We start from the raw sequence: 22,126 nt of genomic DNA, 5'->3' as shown, positions 1-22,126 counted from the left end.
GTGGGGAATTCAAGGAAGGGGCCTGCTAACCCATGGGTGAACCACTGGCCGAATCACTGGCCGAAAACGCCGCGGGCCGCCTCCGGAGGATTCCGGCGGCGGCCCGTGCCTGAAACCATTCAATCGGGTCTTACCGCTTGACGCTGATCAGGGTGTTGAGCAGCGAATCCGAGGTGGTGATGACCTTGGTGTTGGCCTGATACCCGCGCTGGGTGATGATCATGCTGGCGAATTCCTCGGCCATGTCCACGTTGCTCATCTCCAGGGTGTTCTGCACGAAAGAGCCGCGCCCCCCGACCAAGGCCTTGCCATCCATGGCCGCGCCAGAGGCATCGGTGGCCACGAAGTTGTTGCCCCCGTCGCGGCGCAGCCCCCACTCGCTGGCAAAGCGGTAGTTGGCGACCTGATAGAACTCCTCGGTCTGTCCGTTGGAGAAATAGCCGCTCAGGAACCCGTCGCCGTCCACGCTGGTGTTGAGCAGATAGCCCCAGGTGAAGCCGTCCTGGATCTGGTAGGCGGTGAACGAACTCTGGTCGTAGCTGGTGGTGATGCGGGCATCGCGCGCCTCGTTGGCCATCTGCACCAGGTTGCCCACATTCAGGCCGACCCCTGCGGCGGTGGCCGCGCCGGAGAGCCATGTGGACGTGGTGGAAGTCAGGCCGAAATCATAGCTCACCAACTGCTCGGTTCCGATGGCCGCCCCGTTGCTGCCAAAGGTAAAGGAGACCTGGGGCTCGCCATCGAGGTTGAAGGTGGCGGGCGCCCAGTTGCTCAGGTTCTTGCCGTCGGCCCCGCCGGTCAGGGAATAGGCGGACTGGCCCACCAACTGGCCCGAGCCGTTGAAGGTCAGGACGCCCATTCCAGCCAGCCCCGCCGCCGAGGTACCGTAGGCGCCCGAACCGTCGGACGAGCCGGGCAGGGCCACCAGGTATTCCCAATAGCTGTAGCCGGGCGCCGCGTTTGACAGGGACGAGGCGTTGACCGGGTCGAAATAGACCGTCATCTCGTGCTCGTTGCCGTCCGCGTCATAGATGGTCAGGGCCGAGGAATAGGCAGGCAGGTTCTCGCCAAAGGGCTTTGATCCCGAGCTGCCGTTGTACGCTTCGAGCATGGCGAAGAACGGATTGGTGGCGCTGCTATACTGCTCCGTGGCCACGGCGTCGAGGTTGGTGACCATCTCCACGTCCGTGGTCGCCCGGGGCTGCGAGCGCACGAGACGGACAGGCTGGCCATCGATGACCACGTCCTCGTAGGGAAGCTGGACATCCGACACCTGGGTCGCCACAACGCCGGTCTCGCGGTCCACGGCATAGCCCTGGAGCCTGAAATCATGGGGATCGACCAGATAGGCGTCGTTGTTGAAACGGAACGATCCGGCCCTGGTGTAGTGGCTCGCGCCCATGGTCCCGCCTGCGGTCGTGTCGCGGACGCCGAAAAACCCGTTGCCCGTGATGGCAAGGTCGGTGGTGGTGGTCGTGTTCTCCAGCCCCCCCTCGGCAAACACGGTGCGGATGGCGGACATGCTTACGCCCTGGCCCATCTGGCTGGCGTAGCTGCTGCCCGATTCGAACTGCCCGCCGCCGTATCCGAGCTGACTGCTCATCAGATCGCCAAACAGGGCGTCCGCCTTCTTGAAACCTATAGTGCTGACGTTGGCAAGGTTGTTGGCAACGACCTGCATCCGTTCGCCATGGGCAACAACGCCCGTGGCACCCACGTACAGACTGCTGAAACTCATGCTTTCCTCCAATCCGGGAAGGCCCGGATCCGGTCGGGAAAAGCCGGGAGACCCGATCCCCGGCAGATAATTCCCCATTGCTTCTCCGCCGTGGCTTGAGCAAGGAGCATGCCAGGGGCAAACCCGGCCCTGCCAGGGGCATCGGCTTCGGCAATTGCCGGGTTTTCTTTTTATAATTGCCTCGTGCAACATTTTTGTCATAGGGTTGGGGAAACTGTAACATCAGGCAGGAGACCTTTATGCGCGCAATACACAACCTCGGAGTCGGGCAGCGACTGATCCTTGTCATCTCGGTGGTCATTCTCGTGCTGCTCGGCTCTGTCGTCACCGACGTGAACCTGAGCACCAAAAGCCTGACCCTGTCCATATCCGACAAAATCCTCTCGCAAAACAGCAGGACTGTGGCCTCGACCCTGAGCGGCTGGCTCAACGACCGGCTGCGCTACCTGACCCTGGCCGCCGAGAACCAGTCGGTCATCGAGGCGGCCCTTGGCGGCGACTTTGAGGCAGCCACCGCGTGGCTGACCAAGGCCAGGGAGGCGGACCCGTCTCTAGAATCGCTCTTTGTCCACGACGCCCAGGGCATCTCCGTGGTCACCACCAACCCCGGCGGGCGGGGCAAGTCCTATGTCACCCAGGAATACTTCACCACCATCATCAAGCAGGGCAAGCCCTCCTACATCTCCAACATCGTCCTCTCCCCGGTGAGCAAGCAGCCGCGCGTGGCCATCGCCGTGCAGATCCGCGACCAGGGCCGGACCGTGGGCTATGTGGGCATGTCGGTCATGGCCTCGGCCTTCACCGCCGAGTACATTGATCCGGTCAAGGTGGGTTCCGAGGGCTACTGTTTCATCCTCGATCCCGAAGGCCGCATCCTGGCCCACCCCAACAAGGATCTCATCTTCCAGGATCTGAGCGACCGCGACTTCATCCAGACCATGATGGCCCGCAAGAGCGGCTTCATCGAATACCAGTGGCAGGGACTGACCAAGTTCATGGCCTTCAGCCAGGTGCCTGAAACCGGCTGGATCGTGGCCCTGGCCGCCGACCAGAGCGACCTCATGGCCGACGCCAGCCAGTTGCAGACCCGGCTGCTGCTCACCGGCGCGGCGGGCCTGGTGCTGGCCGTGCTCGTCCTCTTCTTCATCTCCCGCAGACTGATCACCCGCCCCCTGACCGTGATCGCGGCCCAGGCCGGGTCCATCAGCGAAGGCAATCTGGATGTCCGGTTCGAGGGCAGCTTCAGCGGCGAGATGCTGCTGCTCAAGGAGGCCTTCGAGCGCATGGCCGCCCAGCTCCAGAGCATCGTGGGCGACGTGCACGCGGCTGCCGAGCAGGTCTCGGCTGGCGGCGAGGAGCTGAGCGCCACGGCGCAGGATCTCTCCATCGGCGCCAACAACCAGGCCCAGGCCGTGGACAAACTCTCCTCGGCCATGGAGGAGATGACGGCGAGCATCGGCCAGAACGCGGAGAACGCCCGCGAGACCGAGACCCTGGCCAGCCAGGCCGCCGATGGGGCGCAGGAAGGCGGCGAAGCCGTGGCCCAGGCCGTCAGCGCCATGACCGAGATCGCCGACAAGATCACCATCATCGAGGATATCGCGCGCCAGACCAACCTGCTGGCGCTCAACGCGGCCATCGAGGCGGCCCGCGCAGGCGAACACGGCAAGGGTTTCGCCGTAGTCGCCGCCGAGGTGCGCAAGCTGGCCGAGCGCAGCGGCGCGGCGGCAGCCGAGATAGGCCAGCTCTCGGCATCGAGCAATCAGGTGGCCAACAAGGCGGGCAAGATGCTGGAGAAGCTCGTGCCCGACATCCGCAAGACCGCCGAGCTGATCCACGAGATCTCCGCCGCCACCATGGAGCAAAACGTGGGCGCGGAAGAGATCAACGCCGCCATCCAGGATCTGGACACCGTGGTTCAGCGCAACGCAGCCACGTCCGAAGAGGTGGCCTCCACCTCCGAGGAGCTTGCAGGCCAGTCCGTGCAACTGCAGCAAACCATCGGCTTCTTCCGGCTCAAGGACCGGAGTGCGCCCCGCAGGCAGGCCGCGAGCGGGCCGCGCGTTGCCCGCACCGCCCCGGCTGCGCTGCCCGCCGCAGGCAAGGCAGGGGACGACGGCGACTTCGAACGGTTCTGACACCAGCAGGCCTGACAACCCGCTGGTCCGACACCCCACCAAAAAGGGACGGCGGCTCGTATCGAGCCGCTGTCCCAGAATATTGACAAAGCCCACTCTGGCAGGCTGTTGAGAAAGGTTCGAGTGCTAGGCGCGAAAAAAAGGCAAGGCCGACGCGTATGTGCAATACGCGAGGGTTTGCCTTTTTTGAAGCAACGACGCAATCGGGCCTTTCTCAACAGCCTGGGACGGCGGCTCGTATCGAGCCGCTGTCCCTTCGCAATCCCCCCTTGCAATGCCAGCGCACCCTGCGTACTGTGTCGGCCTCGACGGACGAGAATGACCGAAACCAACAAACGAACGGAGACCTGAATATGAAACGCGTTATCCTCCTGCTGTGTGTCGCCCTGCTCGGCTTCACCATTCTGACCGGGTGCAACCAGCAGCAGGCCGGAGTCGCCATCGGCGTGGTGGACGAAGCCGCCGCCTTCAAGGACAACAAGGCCGCTGCCGCCGCCATGGCCTACCTCCAGGAGCTGGGCGTGCCCCTGCAAAAGAAGGCCGAGGAAGCTTACAAGGCCATGCAGGAAGAACAGAACGAAACGACCGTGAACGCATACAAGGCCGCCATGGGCGACCTGCAGAGCATCATGAACGAGGAGCAGCAGCGCGTGGTCGCCCTGATCGACGCCAAGTTCAACGAAGTGCTCGACACCTACCGCAAGGAAAAAGGGCTGACCCTGATCCTGAGCAAGCAGTCGGTCATCGCCTCTGACGACACTGTGGACATCACCGCCGACATCACTGCCGCCATGGACAAGGTCGAGCTCGACCTGACCCCGCCCGCCAAGCCGGAGGCCCCGGCTGAAGCGGCACCCGCCGCCCAGGCCGAGACGCCTGCCGAAGAGACCAAGCCCGAGGAAGCCCCGGCCACAGAAGCTCCGGCCACCGAAACTCCGGCTGAAGCGGCACCCGCCCAGGGCGAAGCTGCCCCGGCCCCGGCTGAAGGTCAGGCCCAGTAGCCCCCCCCCGAACACGAAACAAGGCCTGCCCGCATCATGCGGGCAGGCCTTTTCTCTTGTCTTGTTGATGCCTAGACGCGCGCCAGGAAGAGGCGCATCGCGCTGTGGGCAGCCTTGAGTTTGTCCAGGAACAGGGCGTGCAACGCCCTGGTCTTCTCCAGGTCTCCGGCCTTGGCCGATTCTTCCATGCCCAGGGCGAGGTTCGCGATCTCAGTGGAGCGGACCACGCCGCACATGCCCTTGAGGGAATGGGCCAGCTTCGAGGCCTGATCCGCATCCCCCTGCGCCAGGGCCTCGCCCAGGGAGTCGGACCGCTCCGGGCTGTCTTCGAGAAAGGCTGACAGCAACTCCCTGGCCAGTTCCATATCCCCGGCAAGGCTCTGCAAGAACCTGTTCTTGTCAAATAATGGTTCGCTCATGTCCAGCCCCCGCGCTCCGGCAATCTCCATACTCGTCACGATCGGCAAACACCTGTTCTAATCCCAAGTACCATTGCCCGTCACTCAATGGAAGTATTATTCCCCCGGCACAGGGAGGAATACAGGGCCTCGTAGCGCTGCGAGGCCGAAGCCAGCGAGAATCCGGCCATCACCCGACTGCGCGCCGCCTGGCCAAGGGCCGCCCGGCCAGTCGGACCCAGCCCGGCCATGTCGAGCATGGCCCGGCCCAGGGCGGGCGCGTCGGCAGGCGGCACCACCAGCCCGGTGGAGGCCACCAAGGACGCGCTGTCGCCCACGTCCGTGACCACACAAGGCACGCCGCAGGCCATGGCCTCGCCCACCACGTTGGGAAAACTCTCCCCCACGGACGACGAGACCAGGACATCCATGGCCGCCATGAGCCGCTCCATGTCCGCCCGCTCGCCCAGGAGCCGGACGCGCTCCGGCGCGAGCCCGGCCTCGGCCAGCCATCCGGCCAGGGCCGCGTTGCCGTGGTCCGCCCCGCGCCCGGCCAGCACAAAGACCGCCTCTGGCACGGCGTCGGCCACCAGGGACGCGCCGCGCAGAAAGGTCAGGTGGTCCTTCATGGGATCAAGCCGGGCCGCGAGGCCGTAGACCAGGGCCGAGTCGTCCAGCCCCAGACTCGCGCGCACCGCGCGCCGGGCCTGTGCATCGGGCCGGAACCGGGCGGGATCGAACCCGTTGGGGATGACCTCGAACCGCTTGGGCGCGTAGCCCAGGCCGAGGTGAAAATCACGGGCCGCCCCGGAGTTGGTCACCACCGCGTCCGGCAGACGCGAGAGCGCGGCGCAGGCCCGAAGCGTCAGCCCGGTGGTGCGCCGGTATTGCGCAAGGTCCATGTACGAGCAGCGGATGTTCCAGACCAGCCTGGGGCCGTTGCCAAGGGGGAAGGCCAGTGCGCGCGCGGTCAGGCCGAGCAGGTCGGCGTGGTAGAGCCAGGTCTGGATCAGGTCGGGCCGCCAGGAGCGGATCATCCCCGCCAGCCGGACCAACCCGGCAGGGGACGGCACGCCGCGCCGCATGCCCAGGCTGTCCACGCGCACCCCGTCGCGCGCCAGCCCGCGTCCGACCTCGCCCGGCTCGATCAGGCTGACCACGCGGGGCAGGAACCGGACCGGGTCCATGGTCGTGACGAGCCGATGGAGCGTGGTCTCCGCGCCCCCTACATCGAGGCCGGTGATGACGTGCAGTATTTTCATGATGATGGCTTGGCGGCACCCTGGCCGCCCGTCATGGACTAGCACCATCCGGGGCAAAAAACCATACCGGACCACGCCCTCTTTGGAGCGGAAGGTCTGGTGACAGGGGCGCGTTTACACGGTACACTGGGCAGGGAGCACGATCATGCACACGAAAACACCCAACGCCGTCTATCTCTCGGCCCCCATCAACGGGCTGATCGAGGGCATCTACCGGGCGCGAACCACCATCGGCGAGTTGCGCGAACACGGCGACTTCGGCCTGGGCACCTTCAACCGCCTGGACGGCGAGATGGTCATGCTCGACGGCCAGGTCTTCCGCATGGACGCCACAGGCCGGGCCAATAGCGTGGACGATGCCGAGCAGACGCCCTTTGCCTGCGTCACCCGCTACCGGCCCGACACCCTGGACGAATTCCCGGAGCCGCCCGACGAGGATCTCTTCGCCCTGGCGACACGCCTCCTGCCCTCGCCCAACATGCTCTACGCGGTGCGCGTGGATGGCCGGTTCAGCCATGTCCGGGCGCGCTCGGTGCCGCCCCAGGACACCTACCGTCCCCTGGTCGAGGTGGCGCGCGAGCAGCCAGAATTCGATTACCGCGACATGGACGGCACCATGGTCGGCTTCCACACCCCCGGTTTTCTGGGCGGGGTGGCCGTGCCCGGCCTGCACCTGCACTTTCTCTCTGCCGACAAAACCTGCGGCGGCCATGTGCTTACCTGCCTGCCGGGCCGCGTCACCGTAGGCGTCCAGCATGTGCCAAGGCTGGTCATGGGGCTGCCCATGACCCTGGATTTCCTGACCTCCGGGTTCGAACGCGACACGGCCCGCGACATCGCGGAATCCGAGCGCTGAGGCTTCAGGGGCGGATCAGCCAAACACGCACTCGTCGCCCGCCTCGCGGTTCCACCGCCCGCCCGCGAACTCCAGCAGGATCTCCTGCATGGCCAGGGTCCGGCAGTTGTTCAGGCAGACCTTGACGCCCTGGGCCTTGAAACCGGGCGCGACCTTGCGCGAGGCAGGCAGGAACCCCCGCACCCAGACATCGCGGCTTGAGTCATCGGACACGATGGCCCCGTAGGCCCGGTCCGCGGTGACCGAGCCCTGGCGCGGCGCGGCCACCACCGTGGGCCGGTCCAGGCGCACGGCCTCGCCACGGCCCAGAAACTTGAGCCGCGTGTCCCCGCAGAACAGCGCGCCGCATCCGGCATCGCCATACACAAAGACCAGCCCGTTGTCCGGATCGGCCAGACGCCTGACCTGTTGCCGAAGCAGCTCAGGCCCGACTTGCTCCGGCAGCCCGGCCAGGGGGTCCGCCTCCACCCCGTTGAGGCACTTGATCGGATGGCGCGCCACCAGCCCGGATTGCAACTGCGGGCTGAGGGCGAAAAAGCGCAGCCGCGCCCGCTGAACCGAGAGCAGCGCCGCTGCCATGGCGGCCAGACCCAGCCCCCGGACGATGGCCGCCCGCGCCGAATTCCCGGGCGCCTCGTCCAGGAGCAGCCGCCCGCAGAGCAGGGCCAGCCCGGCCAGCCCGCTTCCGGTCATCTGGCGGCACCCCGCCACGCACAGAGACCGCGCCGTCGGCCCGCCCACGACCCCGCCACGACGAGCCGCCCTGACTGCCAGCGCAACCAGGGCGCGCCCAAGGAACCGGCGCAAACTGCTCTCGCCCCCGCAGGGGGGTTGCCCGGCAGCCACGGTACCAGCCTGGGCCGCCAGGGCAAGCGACAGCTCCGCCTTGCCAGAGTCGCCGTCAAGACAAGACAGAGCCAGGGCGATGAGCATGGCCGAACCGTGCAGCCGCAAGGCTGCCTGGCCGGACTGCGCGCAAGGCGGGGGCAGGGGCACGCCAGGCGTCACACCAGGCACTGCGTCACTCCCCAGGACCAGCCGTTGCCAGCCAGTCCAGTCGCCGTTGAACCGGCACGCAGCGCCGGGCAGGGACTCAAGCCCTTCCGGCAGCCAGTACTCGGCCACGCAAGCCCCGGCCTCCATGAGTTCAAGCACCCCGCCCAGCCGCTCCGGACAGGCCAGACTGCACACCGCCGCGCGCAGCTTGCGCACCCGCCTGTCGGCCAGCATGGAGGGCAGCCCGCTCTCCGGGCCGCCGCCATCCACCAGATAGTTGCCCCGCGCGCCGCACAGCAGGCATGCGTCGCCGGTCCGCATGGGAAGTACCCGGAATTGCGTCATTTACCCACCAATGGAATTCATGAAAACAATATCTTTGGTAGTCAAAACTATATACTATTGTCAATCTATATTTAATCACGGAACAAAACCATGCACTTTTTTCGGCCCGGAAAAACATCCGGGAATTCAAGGAGGTGGGGGCACGCCCATTTTGCCCATTGTGGTACACTTTTTGGAAATGAGCCTGAAGAATCAAGACTTTGCGGGAGAAGAACCGAAATTCATAGATGAAATCTAAAACGTTGACAAGCCCAAATTCGACCATTATATGCCAACAACTCAAAAAGAAACCGTCACAGGAGACAAACGAGACAATGAAGACATTCATCAACTACGCGCTTACGCCCGTGCTGTGCGCAGCCATGGTCATCCTCGCTGTAGTTGCCTTTGCCAAACAGCAGGAGATCGACACCCTCCAGCACAAGCTCGCCCTGGCCGAGCAGACCGCCACGGCCCGCAAGGGCATGGTCGAGGAGGCGCGCATCATCCAGAGGGCCATGCTGACCCGTCCCGTGCGCACCGTCACTGTCACCGCCTACAACCCCACCACCGAGCAGTGCGACTCCGACCCGCTCATTACGGCCAGCATGCGCAAGGTCCGGGCCGGAACCATCGCCGTGTCCCGCGACCTCTTCGACCAGGGATGGGTGTTTGGCCGCAAGGTCCGCATCGAGGGGCTGGGCATCTTCGAGATCAACGACCTCATGAACAAGCGTTTCACCCAACGCATCGACATCTTCATGTGGGACGAGGGCCAGGCCAAACAGTTCGGCAAGCGCAACATCAAGGCCGCGCTGCTCGAAATCTGATCCGACCCGCCAAGCCAGGGCCGAAGGGGCCATGAAAAAGGCGCGATCCCGGTTGGGATCGCGCCTTTTTCATGGCCCTTCGCCGCCTCTTCAGTCGAGCCAGCGCAGTTCCACCTCGCGCCGACGCGGGATGCGCGCGTAGCGGTATTTTGGATAGCCGAGCATGAGTGCGGCATAGACGCCATGCCCCTCTGGCAGACCCAGCGCGTCGCGGATGGGTCCGTATCCCTCGGCAGCCTCCATCAAAAACCCGGCCCAGCAGGCGCCAAGCCCGCGGGCATGGGCGGCCAGCTCCAGGTAGGCGGCGGCCAGGGAGCAGTCCTCAGCCGGGTTGAAGCCGTCCTCGGGCGCGTGGGCCACGGCCACATGGGGCGCGCCGTGCAGCACCTTGTCCACGCCCCGCTCCCAGTTCCTGATGACGCCGGGAAAGACGTTGTTGATGGCCATGAATTCCACGGTCAGCCCGGCCAACCGCTGCGTAGCCTCTCGGGTGCGGGTGACGATCCAGCGGGCGGGCTGGCCGTTCTTGGCGCTGGGCGCGAACCGGGCCAAGTCGAGCAGCTCGACCACCATGGCCTCAGAAATGGGCTTGTCGCGATAGGTCCGTACCGAGCGGCGGCTGCGCAGGAACTGGTCCGCCTGCTCACGGCTCACCTTGAACGCGCCCTCGATGGGCGGACACTGATCCGGGGCCAGGCCGGGCGTCACCGGCAGATCCGGCAGGGTCAGGGCCCCCACCGGGCAGACGGCCACGCAGTGACCGCAGCCGATACAGGTCTTCCTGGCTGCTGGCCTGAGCCAGGGGAAGCCCTCCCCGTCCTCCACGATCAGGGAGTAGGGACACTCTGCGGCGCACGCACCGCACCGCTTGCAGATGCCGGTATCGCAAAACATGAAAAGCCCCTGTCCGCCCCGGAACAGGGGCGTCTATCCGCTAGTCGCGCGCGCCGAGCCTGCCGGCCACAGCCGGGACGATTTCGCCCATGAGTCCGCGCAGGGCATCGGCCATGATGCCCGACGGCGTGGTGTAGCCCGGCACAGCCGCGTCCTCGACCTCGCTGGAGAATTTCTCGGAGTGGATGATCTCCCCGTCGCGCTGGAGCACGATGCGCACCGAGACCTTGCCCGCCCAGGTGGTGGTGCCGGTCTGGTTCAGCGTCACCTCCAGAATCTCGCCCGTGACCAGCGGCGTGGAGCCAGGGCTCACGGTGGAAGTGCGATACTTGGGATCGCACCCGGCAGCCTTGAACTCGTCGAACAGAGCCCAGCCCATCCAGTCGGCCACGTCGGACACGGTCTCGACAGGCGCGCCGTTCTTGTCGGTGCCCAGCCGGGTCACGGGTCGCTTGTCCTCAAATTTGAAGACAATCACCTCGCCCACGCAGGGGACGGTGGTCTTGCCCAGGGCATAGGTCAGCTTGACCGCGTCGCCCTTGGCGCATCCGCCGATCAGAGCCAGGGCCAACAGCAGCACGATCATGCCCGCCCCAGTGCACGTTTTCATCATATCCTGTCTCCTTGGGTGCCGTCCGGAGCCGGGCTCCTTTTGTCGGACGGGTCATTTCGATTTTCCAGTTCGCTGTCCATCCTGTCCAGAAGCTTCCTGGTTATTTCCAGCAGTCTGTCCAGGCTGTCCCTGACGAATGTCTTGGCCTTGGTATCCAGTTCGTCGTCCAGCGCGTCCCGCTCTTTCTCCGTGGCCTGTGGCGCGTCCGCGCCCGGCCCGGCCTTGGCCCTACCGGCTTCCGGCTCGCCTGCCCCGGCCCGGAGCGCCTCGCGGACCCCGTCGAGGTTCTGGCGGATCACGGCCAGCTCACCGCGCAACGCCTCGTCGCGCGCCCGCATTTCCTGCCTGAGCGCGGCCACCTCGGTCTCCAGGGCAACGACCCTGTCGCCGTCCCGTTCGTCCGGGTCGGGCCCGCATCCGGCAAGCCCGGCCAGGAGCAACACCACGAGCATTGTCGTCCATATACGCATCTTTGTCCCTCGCATGCCCTGCCTGTTACCACACCGGCCCGCGCCCTGACAATGCGTTCGCGCCAGCCAGGGCATCGCTCCTTGATTTTGTCGTGAAATCCAGTACAATGCCAACGGTTGAGAAGAGAACAGGCTGCGAGCCACAAGACAAAAGGCGACTATCCATGCTCCCCACGCGCATATTGATCACGGCTCTTGCGCTGCTCTGCCTCGCCGGGGCTTCCCTGGCCGGAGACTACGCCGTGGTCGATCCCCCGGACAGCTTCCGCGGCTTCAAGTGGGGCACCCCGCTGGCCGACATCCCGGACCTCAAGCCCATCCCCAAGACCAATTACAAGAACACCTACTACCGGGAGGATGAGCGGCTGACCTTTGGCGACGCCCAGATCCTCTCCGTGGCCTACTACTTTCGCAAGGACAGGCTCTACCGGGTGGGCGTGGCCTTTGAGGGGAGGGCCAACCACTTCCTGATCAAGGAGCGGCTGCTGGGCCTCTACGGCCAGGGGCGCGGCGTGGGCCAGCGTTACGGCTGGATGTGGCCCGACTTCTCGGTGGAGCTGACCTACGACGACGACGCCAAGAGCGGAGCCCTGTACTACACCTTTGAGGGCGAGGCCGACTGACCGGCCTTATCGACACTCGGAACAGGGACCAACGACCATGGCACAGGACACGCCGCCCGCAGACAGGCTCAAGACACGGTACAAGCTCTTCTACACCTTGAGCGTCGCCGCCCTGGCCGCCTTGCTGTGCACCAACTTCGGCGTCATCTACACCCTGATCATCCTGCCGCCAGAAGACCCGGAACTGATGATGAAGTTCGTCTACATCGTCATGGTGGCCGGGTTTTTCGTCCTGGCGGCCCAGGCCCTGCTCGTGTACACGCGGGTGCTCTCCCTGCTCGGACGCGAAGCCAAGGCCATGAGCCAGCTGCGCGAGCAGGTGGATAAGCTCTCGGTCTACGACGACCTGACCAAGGTCTACAACCGCTACAAGTTCGAGTCCGTGGCCGAGCGCGAGCTTGACAACGTGCGCCGCTACGCCAACCCGCTCTCGGGCATCATGTTCGACATCGACGATTTCAAGGGCATCAACGAGACCCACGGCTACAAGACCGGCGACATGCTGCTGGCCAACCTGGCCCAGTTCGTCAGTGCCCGGCTGCGCAAGACCGACTACGTCTTCCGCTGGCGCGGGGGCAAGTTCATCATCCTCGCCCCGCACACGGACATAGACAAGGCGGCCATGGTGGCTGAAAAACTCCGGCAGATCGTAGGCCACAAGCTCTTCGGGGGCAAGATACGGATGGCGCTCTCGCTGGGCGTGGTGCAGGGCCGGGCCGACGACACCATGGAGACCTTCCTGCACCGGGTCCAGTCCGCCCTGACCGGGGCCAAGAACCAGGGCAGGAACCGGGTCGTGGTCAGCCGGGGGTGAGGCATCCCGCCCTGGCGTCAGGGCGGCGGACCTGCCGGGAAACACCCCGGACAGGCAGCACGGGCTGAGTCTCTGGGGAGGGGCGCATGGCTCGAACAATACGCGAATTTCTCAAGCTCTATGGGCCGCTGGCGCTCGGCATCATTCTGGCCGCCATATGGTTCCTGCATTCCCGCAACCAGGACCATCTCGACCTTGCGCGCCAGCGCCAGCAACTGGCTCTGGACCGCGAATCGGTGACCCTCAACCGCGCGGTGGCCTCCCACGCTTCGGACGCCCGTTTCCTGGCCCGGATCGCGGCCCGCACCCTGACCGATCCCCAAAACGTTGGCCCGGACATTCCCACGCCCCGCCCGGCGGATACCACGCCGCAAGAACCGACAGAATCCCTGCCCGATCCGGCCCTCCAGACCCTTGAGCGCATCTTTGTCGATTTCGCCCGCAGCCGCTCGCACTTCCTCCAAATCCGATTCCTCGACCACTCGGGCATGGAGCGCGTGCGGGTGGACCAGCTCTGGTCCAGCCCGGCCCCGGTACCAGCGCACCAACTCCAGGACAAGAAAAACCGCTACTACTTCAAGGACGCACTCGAAGGCGGCCCCGACACCGTTTCCATCTCCAGGTTCGACCTGAACATGGAACATGGCCGCATCGAGACCCCCCACAGGCCCACCCTGCGTTTTGCCAGCCCGGTCGTGGACAGTGCCGGGACAACACTGGGCGTGATGGTCCTCAACTACGATGGCCAGCACCTCTTCGACCAGATCAGGAACGCCGCCGCCGCGCTTGAAAGCCTGACCCTGCTCTGCGACGGCGAGGGATTCTGGATGCTCGGCCCATCCACTGACGAGGAGTGGGGCCGCCAGCTCGGCAGGCCGGAGGCGACCATGGCCGTCCGCTTCCCAGAGGCGTGGCAGGCCGTTGCCGCCACAGGGACCGGGCAGGCGCTGACCTCCGAGGGACTGTTCACCTTTGCCACCCTGGCCGTGACCACGGAGACTCTTGCCGAGGATTCCCCCGGCCCGGCCACGACCGGCCCCAACGGCCAGCCCGCGCCGGACAAAGCGCGCTGGACCATCATGATCTGGACTCCCCCGGCCACCCTGCTCCTTGGCTGGTCCACGCCCTTCACCGCCCTGGTCGTGCTCTTCCTGCTCGTCCTGGTTCCGGGCTGCTGGTTCCTGGCCAGCTACCGCGTGCGCCAGGCCGAGGTGGAGGCCCGCCTGCGCGAGAGCGAGGAGCGGACCCTGGCCATCAGCCAGTCGGCCCAGGACGGCATCGTCATGATCGACGACCAGGACCGGGTCACCTACTGGAACCCTGCGGCAGAGCGGCTGCTGGGCTACACGGCGCAGGAGATCATGGGCAGACGGCTGCACCCCCTGCTTGTGCCCGAACCACAGCAGGACAAGGCCGAGTCCGGGCTGGCCGGGTTCGCCGCATCGGGCCGAGGAGCGGTGGTGGGCCAGGTGATCGAGCTTGAGGCGGTGCGCAAGGACAGCTCCATCGTGCCAGTGGAGCTGGCGGTCTCCTCGGTCAAACTCAAAGGCCGCTGGTACGCGGTGGGCACCCTGCGCGACATGACCCGCCGCAAGCGATACGAAGCCGCCCTGCGGCGTAGCGAGCAGACAAGCCGGACCCTGCTCAACGCGCCCGAAGACCTGGCCATGCTCATTGAGCCAAACGGCAGAATCGCGGCCATCAACGAGACCGGCGCGCGCATCTACGAGCGCACGCCGGAGGACATGATCGGGCGATCCCTTTTCGACTTCCTGTCGGACAAACGCCGCGAGGCCCTGCGCACCATCCTGTCGCAGGTCATGGAGCAGGCCGGGCCTGTCCGGTTCGAAGGCGAGCACGATGGACGCAGGTTTCACGCCAGCGCCTACCCTGTTACCGGGCCGGACGGCGCGGTGGAGCAGATGGCCGTCTTTGCCCGCGATGTGACCGAGCAGCGCAAGGCCCAGGCCGCGCTCAAACGGTCGGAGCAGCGTTTTCGCGACGTGAGCGCGGCGGTCGGCGAATACATCTGGGAAACGGACGGGCGCGACACCTTCACCTTTGTCACCGAGGATGTCTTCTCCATCCTGGGCTACACTCAGGAGGAGATGCTGGGCCAGACCCCGGCCCTGTTCGTCGCCAGGGAGCACACCGAGGATTTCCTGCGCTGGCGGGCCGACCTATATCGACTGCAATCGCCCTTTTCCAAGGTCGAATTGCGCTGCCTGACCAGGGACGGGCGCGCCATCTGGCTGCAATCGAGCGGCGTGCCCCATTTCGACGACGAGGGCGGGTTCCGCGGCTATCGCGGGGCGGACATGGACATCACGGACCGCAAGGACGCCGAAAACGCCATCAAGGCCAGCGAGCGCAAACTGCGCGCCCTGGCCGAGTCCGCCTACGACGCCATCGTCATGATCGACATGCACGGCAACGCCTCCTTCTGGAACCGAGCCGCCGAACGGCTGTTCGGCTACACCGAGGAGGAGGTCATGGGCCGCCCCATCCACGAACTGATCACCCCGCCGGAGCTGCGCGACGAGGCCATGGCGGGCATGCGCCAGTTCGCCGGCTCTGGCGACGGGGACGCGGTCGGGGCCATCCAGGAGACCGAAGCCCTGCGCAAGGACGGCACCCGCGTGTCTGTGGAGCGGTCCGTCTCCAGCTTTCAGCTCGGCGGCAGGTGGTACGCCGTGGCCACCATCCGTGACATCACCGAGCGCAAGGCCACCGAGGCCCGGCTGCACGAGCTGGCCACCACCGACAGCCTGACCGGCCTCTTCAACCGCCGCCGGTTCATGGAGCTGGCCGAGCGGGAATTCATGCGCACCAAACGCTATCAGGGCGCGCTGACCATGCTCATGATGGACATAGACCACTTCAAGCGGGTCAACGACACCCATGGCCACGGCGTGGGCGACGAGGTGCTGCGCGAGCTGGCCAGGATATCGCGCACGGCCCTGCGCGAGCTTGACATCCTGGGCAGGCTGGGCGGCGAGGAGTTCGGCGTGCTGCTGCCCGAGACCGACGCCGGACCGGCCATGGAGGTGGCCCAGCGGCTGCGCCGGGCCATCGAGAAGGCATCCATGGCCACCGATGCGGGCACGCTGCGCATCACCGTGAGCATCGGGGCGGCGACCTCGAATAACGACGCCGAAACCGTGGAAACGCTGCTCAAGAGGGCCGACGTGGCCCTGTACGAGGCCAAGCAGTCGGGCCGCAACAAAGTGGTCGCCGGATGACCACAGAAATGTGCCCATTTGCTTCACTTTTCCGGCGCTCCAGCGTATGCTTCTACATGCTTGGACATCCGACCCATGACCCTTTGAACAGGAAACCCTGATGCGCTCACGCCGCCTGTCCGACATATTCGAGTTCACCACCCTTGGCATGCTCCTGCCTGCCGTACTGACCCTCGCCCTGTTCGGCGGGTCCATCTTCCTCTACCTGCTCCCCTCGCTCCAGCAGGCGTTCATGGATGACCGGCGCGCCAGCATCCGCGAGCTGACCGGCGCGGTCATCAACACCTTGAGCCACCTCCACCAACGGGCCGAAAACGGCGAGATCGCCCCGGACGATGCCCGGCGCATGGGCAAGGAGCTGCTGCGGGCCATGCGCTACGGCCCGGAGGGCAAGGATTACTTCTGGATCAACGACGACACCCCGCGCATGATCATGCACCCCTACCGGCCCGAGATGGAGGGGCAGGATCTCTCCGACTACAAAGACCCGCAGGGCAAGCCCATCTTTCTCGAATTCATCAGGGCCGCGGGCGATCCAGAGGGCGGGTTCGTGGACTACTCCTGGCAGTGGAAGGACCAGCCGGACATCATCGCCCGCAAGGTCTCCTATGTCCGCGAGTTCCAGCCGTGGGGCTGGATCGTGGGCACCGGCATCTACATCGACGACGTGATGCAGGAACTGGCCGGGTATCGCAACCGGCTGACCATCCTCTTCGTGTCCATCCTCCTCATCGTGGCCGGGCTCGAATTTTACGTCCTGCGGCAGATATCGCGCAGCGCCAGGGAAAAGGCCAAGATCCGCCAGCAACGCGAGCGGCTGCTCGAAGCCCTGCGCACGGGCGAGGAACGCTACCGGACCATTGCCGACTTCGCCTACGACTGGGAGATATGGCTGGGCACCGAAGGCGGCGTGCTCTATTGCTCGCCCGCCTGCGAGCGCATCTCCGGCCATCCGCCCGAACGGTATTTCGAACAACCCGAGCTGCTGCGCGAGATCATCGTGTCCGAGGACCGCGACGCCTGGGACAAGTACCTCCTGTTCATCAACAACGAGGTGGGCGGGTCGCTCGATTTCCGCATCGTCACCAGGAGCGGCCAGACCCGCTGGCTTTGCGTGGCTGGACGGGCCGTGTCGGGCATCGGCATGAAGCCACTGGGCATCCGGTGCAGCTTCCGCGACATCACGGACCGCAAGGAGATGGAGGAGCAGCTCAGGCACCAGGCCCTGCACGATCCCCTGACCGAGCTGGCCAACCGGACCCTGTGCCTGGACCGCGTCGGCCAGGCCATGCGCCGGGCCGGACGCCGGGAAAACTACTACTTTGCCTTGGTCTTTCTCGACCTTGACCGCTTCAAGGTCATCAACGACTCCCTGGGCCACCGCTTCGGCGATCTGGTACTCATGGAGACGGCCAACCGCCTTGCCCAGCACGTGCGCACCCTGGACACGGTCTCGCGCTTCGGCGGCGACGAGTTCGTCCTGCTCCTGGACGAACTGGCCAGCCCTGGCGAGGCCATCCGCATCGTCAAGCGCATCCGAGACGCCCTGGCCAAGCCCTTTATCTTCACCGGCCACGAGGTGCAGACCACGGCCAGCTTCGGCATCGTCCTCAGCCCCATCCCCGACATCCGGGCGTCCGACGTGCTCCAGCGCGCCAACATCGCCATGCATCAGGCCAAGGAGGCGGGCCGCAACCGGTTCAAGGTCTTTACCACCCGCATGCTCGAAAGCGCCGTGGACCAGCTGACCATGGAAAACGACATGCGCCGCGGCCTGGAGTCGGGCGAATTCCATGTGCAGTACCAGCCGATCATGGACCTGGACGGCTCGGACATCATGGGCTTCGAGGCCCTGGCCCGCTGGGACCACCCTGAGCGCGGACCCATCCCGCCCGCCGAGTTCATCCCCATGGCCGAGGAGTCGGGCACCATCATCAAACTCGGCGAGTGGGTGCTGCGCGAATCGCTCCTGACCCTGGCCCGCTGGCGCGCCGCCACTCCGGGAGCACAGGACATCTTCATGTCCGTCAACCTCTCAAGCAAGCAGTTCGCGCGCATGGAGCTCGACAAGCTCGTCATCGACGCCCTGCGCGCCGCCGACCTACCGCCCGAAGTCCTCAAGCTGGAGATCACCGAGACCGCCCTCATGGAGCACCCGGACGCGGCCATCAACGTGCTCAAGCGGCTGCGCAAGATCGGCGTGCGCTTCTCCATCGACGATTTCGGCACCGGCTACTCGTCCCTGTCCCAGCTCCAGCAGCTGCCCGTGGACACCCTCAAGGTGGACCGCTCCTTCATCTCGCGCATGAAGAGCGACCCGGAAAACATGGAGATCGTGCGCGCGGTCATCGCCCTGGCCCACTCGCTGGGCCTCGACGTGGTGGCCGAAGGCGTCGAGGACGCGGGCCAGCTCTGCTCGCTCATGGAGCTCAAGTGCGAAAGCGTGCAGGGTTTCTACTTTCACCGGCCCCTGAGCCCGACAGATGCCGAGGACCTGCTCCACAAGCGCGCCGCCCAGGATCACACCTCGCCCCGGCAGCGGATGACTGACGCGCAGCAGGGCTGCCTTGATCAGGCGGAGCAGAACCGGACGGACGCCCTGGAGGGCGACGACCAGGAACCGGACCACCGCGGAGCCGAAAGCACGTAGCCGAGTCCCCTTGTCATTCGGAACAAGGATGCTTACATTCCTTCCATGACCAGACAATTCGATCCGGAACTGCTGTATGTGGAGTGCAGCCAGTGCGGTCAGCCGATCCTCTGGGGACACGGCACGACCTCCAAGCTGCTCAGGATGGCGGGCATTGAAACGGCCACCCTTGACGAGCGGTGTGTCATCGTGTCCGAGGGATGCCCCGCCTGCCAACCCGGCGAAACCTCCTTCACCACCCAGGTCGTCCGCCTGGGCCGCGAAAAGGGCGACCGCATGAGCCACTCCGCCGCGGCCAACTAGCCCCGGCGCGATTTCCGGCGCAAGGCCGGACAAGGCCCCTCCCCATGGGCGGGCTCTCCCGCTCTGACCTCCGCGATCTTTTCCCGCATTCTTCCCGATCCGCCCGCATTCTTCCCGATCCGCCCGCATTCTTCCCGATCCGTCCACATCCTTCCCGAGCTGTCCACCCCCGCCCTGCCGGGCCGCCGTTCCCTGTCAACAGGGAATGTCGCCCTGTTCACGCCCTTTTTCATCCCTCTGACACCCGTTCTCCATTTCGCCGGGAAACCGGGGCTAGCCTGTGGCTCACAACCCAGGCGCGCCCCTGCCCTGCCCGCAGGGCCGCCCAAACCGCAAGGAGACACGGCCCATGAGCATCACCACCCCCTCGCTGACCAATTTCACGGCGGGCGAGATCAGCCCCCGGCTGGCGGGCAGGATCGACCTGTCGCGCTACTTCAACGGCTGCCGCACCCTGGAGAATTTCCATGTCCACCCCCATGGCGGGGCCACCAGACGGTGCGGGTTCCGCTTCGTGACCCAGGCCCTCAACCCGGACCGGGCCGGGCTGCTCGTTCCGTTCGAGAGCAATGCGGACACCGCCTATGTCCTGGAATTCGGCGAGGACGCCGCAGGCCAGGGCCGGATGCGCGTCTTCAGCGGCCACGGCGTGGTCATGGCGGGCGATGCGCCCTATGCCCTTGATGTGCCCTATCGGGCGGACCAGCTCGACACCCTGCGCTACGCCCAGTCCGGCGACGAGCTGATCCTGGCCCACCCGGCCCATCCGGTGCGCCGACTGACCCGGCTGGCCCACGACCAGTGGCAGCTGGAGGACATGGAGTTCATCGGCTGCCCAGAGACATGGACCGAGGGCAACCACCCGTCCGTGGTCGCCTTTTTCGAGCAGCGGCTGGTGCTGGCCGCCACCCCGGACAAGCCCGGCACCCTGTGGTTCTCGCGCACGGGCGGGATCGGGGATTTCCGCCTGCGCACCCGCGAGGTGCCGCTTGACGGCTGGCGCGACCGCGAGATCACGGACTCCAACAGCGACGGCCTGCGCGACGGCAAGGCGGGCGACACCTTTCTCCTGCTCGACGGCGACGGATTCGAGAAGCTCGACGGCCTCAAGGGGCAGCACCCGGACAGGACCACCCGTTACTACCGCTACAAGGGCGCGGCCAACCTCACGGCCTCGGGCGCGGACAAGACCGTCACCTTCCGCCATGAACCCGAAGGCGCGCAGATCGAGCCGATCCGCGACGCCGAGGGCGAACTCAACAACGGGTTCTGGGAATGCTTCGAGCCGGGCGACCGGACCGAGGCCCCGGCGGGCGAAGCGCCCCTGGACGACGACGCCATTGAGGTCACCCTGTCTGGCAGGCAGGCCAACGCCATCGAGTTCCTGGTGGCGCGCGGCAAGCTCTGGGTGGGCACGGCGGGCGGCGAGTGGACCCTTGGCGGTTCGCTGGGCGACCCGGTCACCCCGGAATCCATCAAGGCCAGCCAGGAGGGAAGCTGCGGCGCATCGGCCACCCGGCCCGAGGCCGTGGGCTTCGCCACCCTCTACATCCAGCGCGCGGGCCGCAAGATCCGCGAGATGGCCTATCGCTACGAGTCCGACGCCTATGTCTCGCGCGACCTGACCATCCTGTCCGAACACATCACCAAGCCAGGCCTGACCCAGATGGCCTATGTCCAGGAGCCTGACTCCATCCTCTACTGCGTGCGTGGCGACGGCGCGCTCATCGCCCTGACCTACGAGCCGGACCAGGAGGTGGCCGCCTGGTCGCGCATGCTCACCGACGGGGCCGTGGAGTGCGTGGCCGCCGTCTACAACCAGGCGGGCAAACGCGACGTGCTCTGGGCCGTGATCCGCCGGACGGTCAACGGTTTGGAGCGGCGCTATGTGGAGTTTCTCGAAGCCGAGTTCAACGGGACCATGGAGGACGCCTTTTTCGTGGACAGCGGCCTGACCTACGACGGCCCGCCCACGGACGTGGTCACTGGCCTCGACCATCTGGCGGGCCGGACCGTGGACATCCTGGCCGACGGCGCTGTGCAGCCGGGCGGCATGGTGGCCCCGGACGGCTCCCTGACCTTGAGCCGCCCAGCCGCCAGGGTCCATGCGGGGCTGCCTTATGTCTCACGGCTCCAGCCCATGCGCCTTGAGGCGGGCAGCAGCCGGGGCACGGCCCAGACCAAGAGGAAACGCATCACCAAGGTGGCCGTGCGCTTTCACGACACCCTGGGCGGCAGGATCGGCCCCACCCCGGAGCGGCTCGAACCGGTCTATTTCCGCTCGCCCTCGGTGCCTATGGGCCAGGCTGCGCAGGCATGGAGCGGCGACAAGTCCGTCAACTTCCCCGGCGGCTGGACCCGCGAGGGGATTCTGACCGTGGTCCAGGAGCAGCCCCTGCCCATGACCGTGCTGCTCATCGTGCCCTCGGCCATCGTCAACGAATGACCCGGTGCGCCCGACTGCGGCCACTCATCAACCCCAACCACCAAAGGAGACAAGAACATGGGAATGGATCAAGAGGCAGCCGGCATGCTCCGGCAGGGAACCCAACTGGCGGACAACGTCTATGACCTGCTGGCCGGGACCACGCGGGGCCAGAACCCGTCCGTGGCCGAGGAGACCGCCCGGATGCAGGAATTCGAGGCCGGGAAACAGGCCGCCGACCTCCTGGCCAACGCCGACGACACCGCCGACACCCTGCGCGCCGAGCGCGAGGCGGCCAGGGCTACGAAGAACGCGGCCTGGGGCGCGTCCGGCCTGGAGATGAGCGGCTCCAAGGAACTGCTGCGCGAGACCGCCAGGATCAGCGACGATCTGGACGAGGAGGATATCCGCGCCAAGGGAGAACGGACGGCCCAGGACGCCCTGGACCAGGGCCGGGCAACGGGCAACATGACCCGCATCAACGGCTCGGCCACCCCCATCGGCTCGACCCTGTCCCTGGGCTCGAAAATCTACAAATACGGGAGATGA

The 22,126-nt window shown here is 66.0% G+C and carries 18 protein-coding genes; 11 read left to right on the top strand and 7 right to left on the bottom strand.

From position 1 onward, the window contains the following. Positions 1-130 precede the first annotated feature (130 nt). Complete coding sequence (locus DAES_RS01770) at positions 131-1,738, bottom strand: flagellar hook protein FlgE (RefSeq protein ID WP_013513319.1); 1,608 nt, start codon at positions 1,736-1,738, stop codon at positions 131-133. 239 nt (positions 1,739-1,977) lie between these two features. On the opposite strand from DAES_RS01770, the gene DAES_RS01765 reads away from it, so the two are divergent. Further along, positions 1,978-3,876: a methyl-accepting chemotaxis protein gene (locus tag DAES_RS01765; RefSeq protein WP_013513318.1), complete on the top strand. Its 1,899-nt coding sequence runs from the start codon at positions 1,978-1,980 to the stop codon at positions 3,874-3,876. A gap of 353 nt (positions 3,877-4,229) precedes the next feature. Continuing rightward, the gene (locus DAES_RS01760; RefSeq protein WP_013513317.1) at positions 4,230-4,877 is read left to right on the top strand and encodes an OmpH family outer membrane protein; all 648 of its coding nucleotides are present in this window, start codon (positions 4,230-4,232) and stop codon (positions 4,875-4,877) included. A 71-nt stretch (positions 4,878-4,948) separates the two neighbouring features. On the opposite strand, the gene DAES_RS01755 is transcribed toward DAES_RS01760, so the two are convergent. Both DAES_RS01755 and DAES_RS01750 read right to left on the bottom strand, forming a co-directional pair. Beyond that, positions 4,949-5,296 carry an Hpt domain-containing protein gene (locus tag DAES_RS01755; protein WP_041271309.1) on the bottom strand — a complete coding sequence of 116 codons (348 nt, stop codon included), beginning with the start codon at positions 5,294-5,296 and terminating at the stop codon, positions 4,949-4,951. A gap of 80 nt (positions 5,297-5,376) precedes the next feature. Next, entirely contained in the window at positions 5,377-6,537 is a 1,161-nt protein-coding gene (locus DAES_RS01750) for a glycosyltransferase family 4 protein (protein ID WP_013513315.1), read from the bottom strand. 145 nt (positions 6,538-6,682) lie between these two features. Between DAES_RS01750 and budA the strand changes: the two genes are divergently transcribed. Further along, entirely contained in the window at positions 6,683-7,393 is a 711-nt protein-coding gene (budA, locus tag DAES_RS01745; RefSeq protein ID WP_013513314.1) for an acetolactate decarboxylase, read from the top strand. Positions 7,394-7,408: 15 nt separating this feature from the next. Here the strand turns inward: budA and DAES_RS01740 are convergent, their stop codons facing one another. After that, positions 7,409-8,710: a hypothetical protein gene (locus tag DAES_RS01740; RefSeq protein ID WP_041271308.1), complete on the bottom strand. Its 1,302-nt coding sequence runs from the start codon at positions 8,708-8,710 to the stop codon at positions 7,409-7,411. Positions 8,711-9,048: 338 nt separating this feature from the next. On the opposite strand from DAES_RS01740, the gene DAES_RS01735 reads away from it, so the two are divergent. Further along, positions 9,049-9,543, top strand: coding sequence for a 3D domain-containing protein (locus DAES_RS01735; protein WP_013513312.1), 495 nt, complete (start codon positions 9,049-9,051; stop codon positions 9,541-9,543). Between the two features lie 90 nt (positions 9,544-9,633). Here DAES_RS01735 and DAES_RS01730 read toward each other — a convergent pair whose 3' ends face one another. From DAES_RS01730 to DAES_RS01720, 3 genes are read right to left on the bottom strand one after another with little or no spacing between them, the layout of a single operon-like run. Next, a complete protein-coding gene (locus DAES_RS01730) occupies positions 9,634-10,437 on the bottom strand; it encodes a nitroreductase family protein (RefSeq protein ID WP_013513311.1) in 804 nt (267 codons plus the stop codon). 40 nt (positions 10,438-10,477) lie between these two features. After that, positions 10,478-11,050, bottom strand: coding sequence for a hypothetical protein (locus DAES_RS01725; RefSeq protein ID WP_013513310.1), 573 nt, complete (start codon positions 11,048-11,050; stop codon positions 10,478-10,480). Further along, complete coding sequence (locus DAES_RS01720) at positions 11,047-11,520, bottom strand: hypothetical protein (protein ID WP_013513309.1); 474 nt, start codon at positions 11,518-11,520, stop codon at positions 11,047-11,049. The genes DAES_RS01725 and DAES_RS01720 overlap by 4 nt, the downstream gene beginning before the upstream one ends. Before the next feature lie 164 nt (positions 11,521-11,684). Between DAES_RS01720 and DAES_RS01715 the strand changes: the two genes are divergently transcribed. The 7 genes from DAES_RS01715 to DAES_RS17480 all read left to right on the top strand — a co-directional run bounded on the left by DAES_RS01715 (position 11,685) and on the right by DAES_RS17480 (position 22,126). Next, on the top strand, positions 11,685-12,143 hold the full coding sequence (locus DAES_RS01715; RefSeq protein WP_013513308.1) for a hypothetical protein: 459 nt from the start codon (positions 11,685-11,687) through the stop codon (positions 12,141-12,143). A 37-nt stretch (positions 12,144-12,180) separates the two neighbouring features. Further along, the gene (locus DAES_RS01710; protein ID WP_013513307.1) at positions 12,181-12,957 is read left to right on the top strand and encodes a GGDEF domain-containing protein; all 777 of its coding nucleotides are present in this window, start codon (positions 12,181-12,183) and stop codon (positions 12,955-12,957) included. Positions 12,958-13,043: 86 nt separating this feature from the next. Beyond that, a complete protein-coding gene (locus DAES_RS01705; RefSeq protein ID WP_013513306.1) occupies positions 13,044-16,199 on the top strand; it encodes a sensor domain-containing diguanylate cyclase in 3,156 nt (1,051 codons plus the stop codon). Between the two features lie 100 nt (positions 16,200-16,299). Next, positions 16,300-18,849, top strand: a complete 2,550-nt coding sequence (locus DAES_RS01700; RefSeq protein WP_013513305.1) for an EAL domain-containing protein — start codon at positions 16,300-16,302, stop codon at positions 18,847-18,849. A 45-nt stretch (positions 18,850-18,894) separates the two neighbouring features. Beyond that, on the top strand, positions 18,895-19,152 hold the full coding sequence (locus DAES_RS01695) for a hypothetical protein (RefSeq protein WP_013513304.1): 258 nt from the start codon (positions 18,895-18,897) through the stop codon (positions 19,150-19,152). Between the two features lie 349 nt (positions 19,153-19,501). Continuing rightward, positions 19,502-21,598 (top strand): hypothetical protein, encoded by a 2,097-nt coding sequence (locus tag DAES_RS01690; protein WP_013513303.1) that lies wholly within the window; start codon positions 19,502-19,504, stop codon positions 21,596-21,598. A 57-nt stretch (positions 21,599-21,655) separates the two neighbouring features. Continuing rightward, a complete protein-coding gene (locus DAES_RS17480) occupies positions 21,656-22,126 on the top strand; it encodes a hypothetical protein (protein ID WP_013513302.1) in 471 nt (156 codons plus the stop codon).

The organism is Pseudodesulfovibrio aespoeensis Aspo-2 (assembly GCF_000176915.2).
In the GTDB taxonomy this organism is placed as follows: domain Bacteria; phylum Desulfobacterota; class Desulfovibrionia; order Desulfovibrionales; family Desulfovibrionaceae; genus Pseudodesulfovibrio; species Pseudodesulfovibrio aespoeensis.
This window is presented reverse-complemented; position numbering and strand designations above follow the sequence as displayed.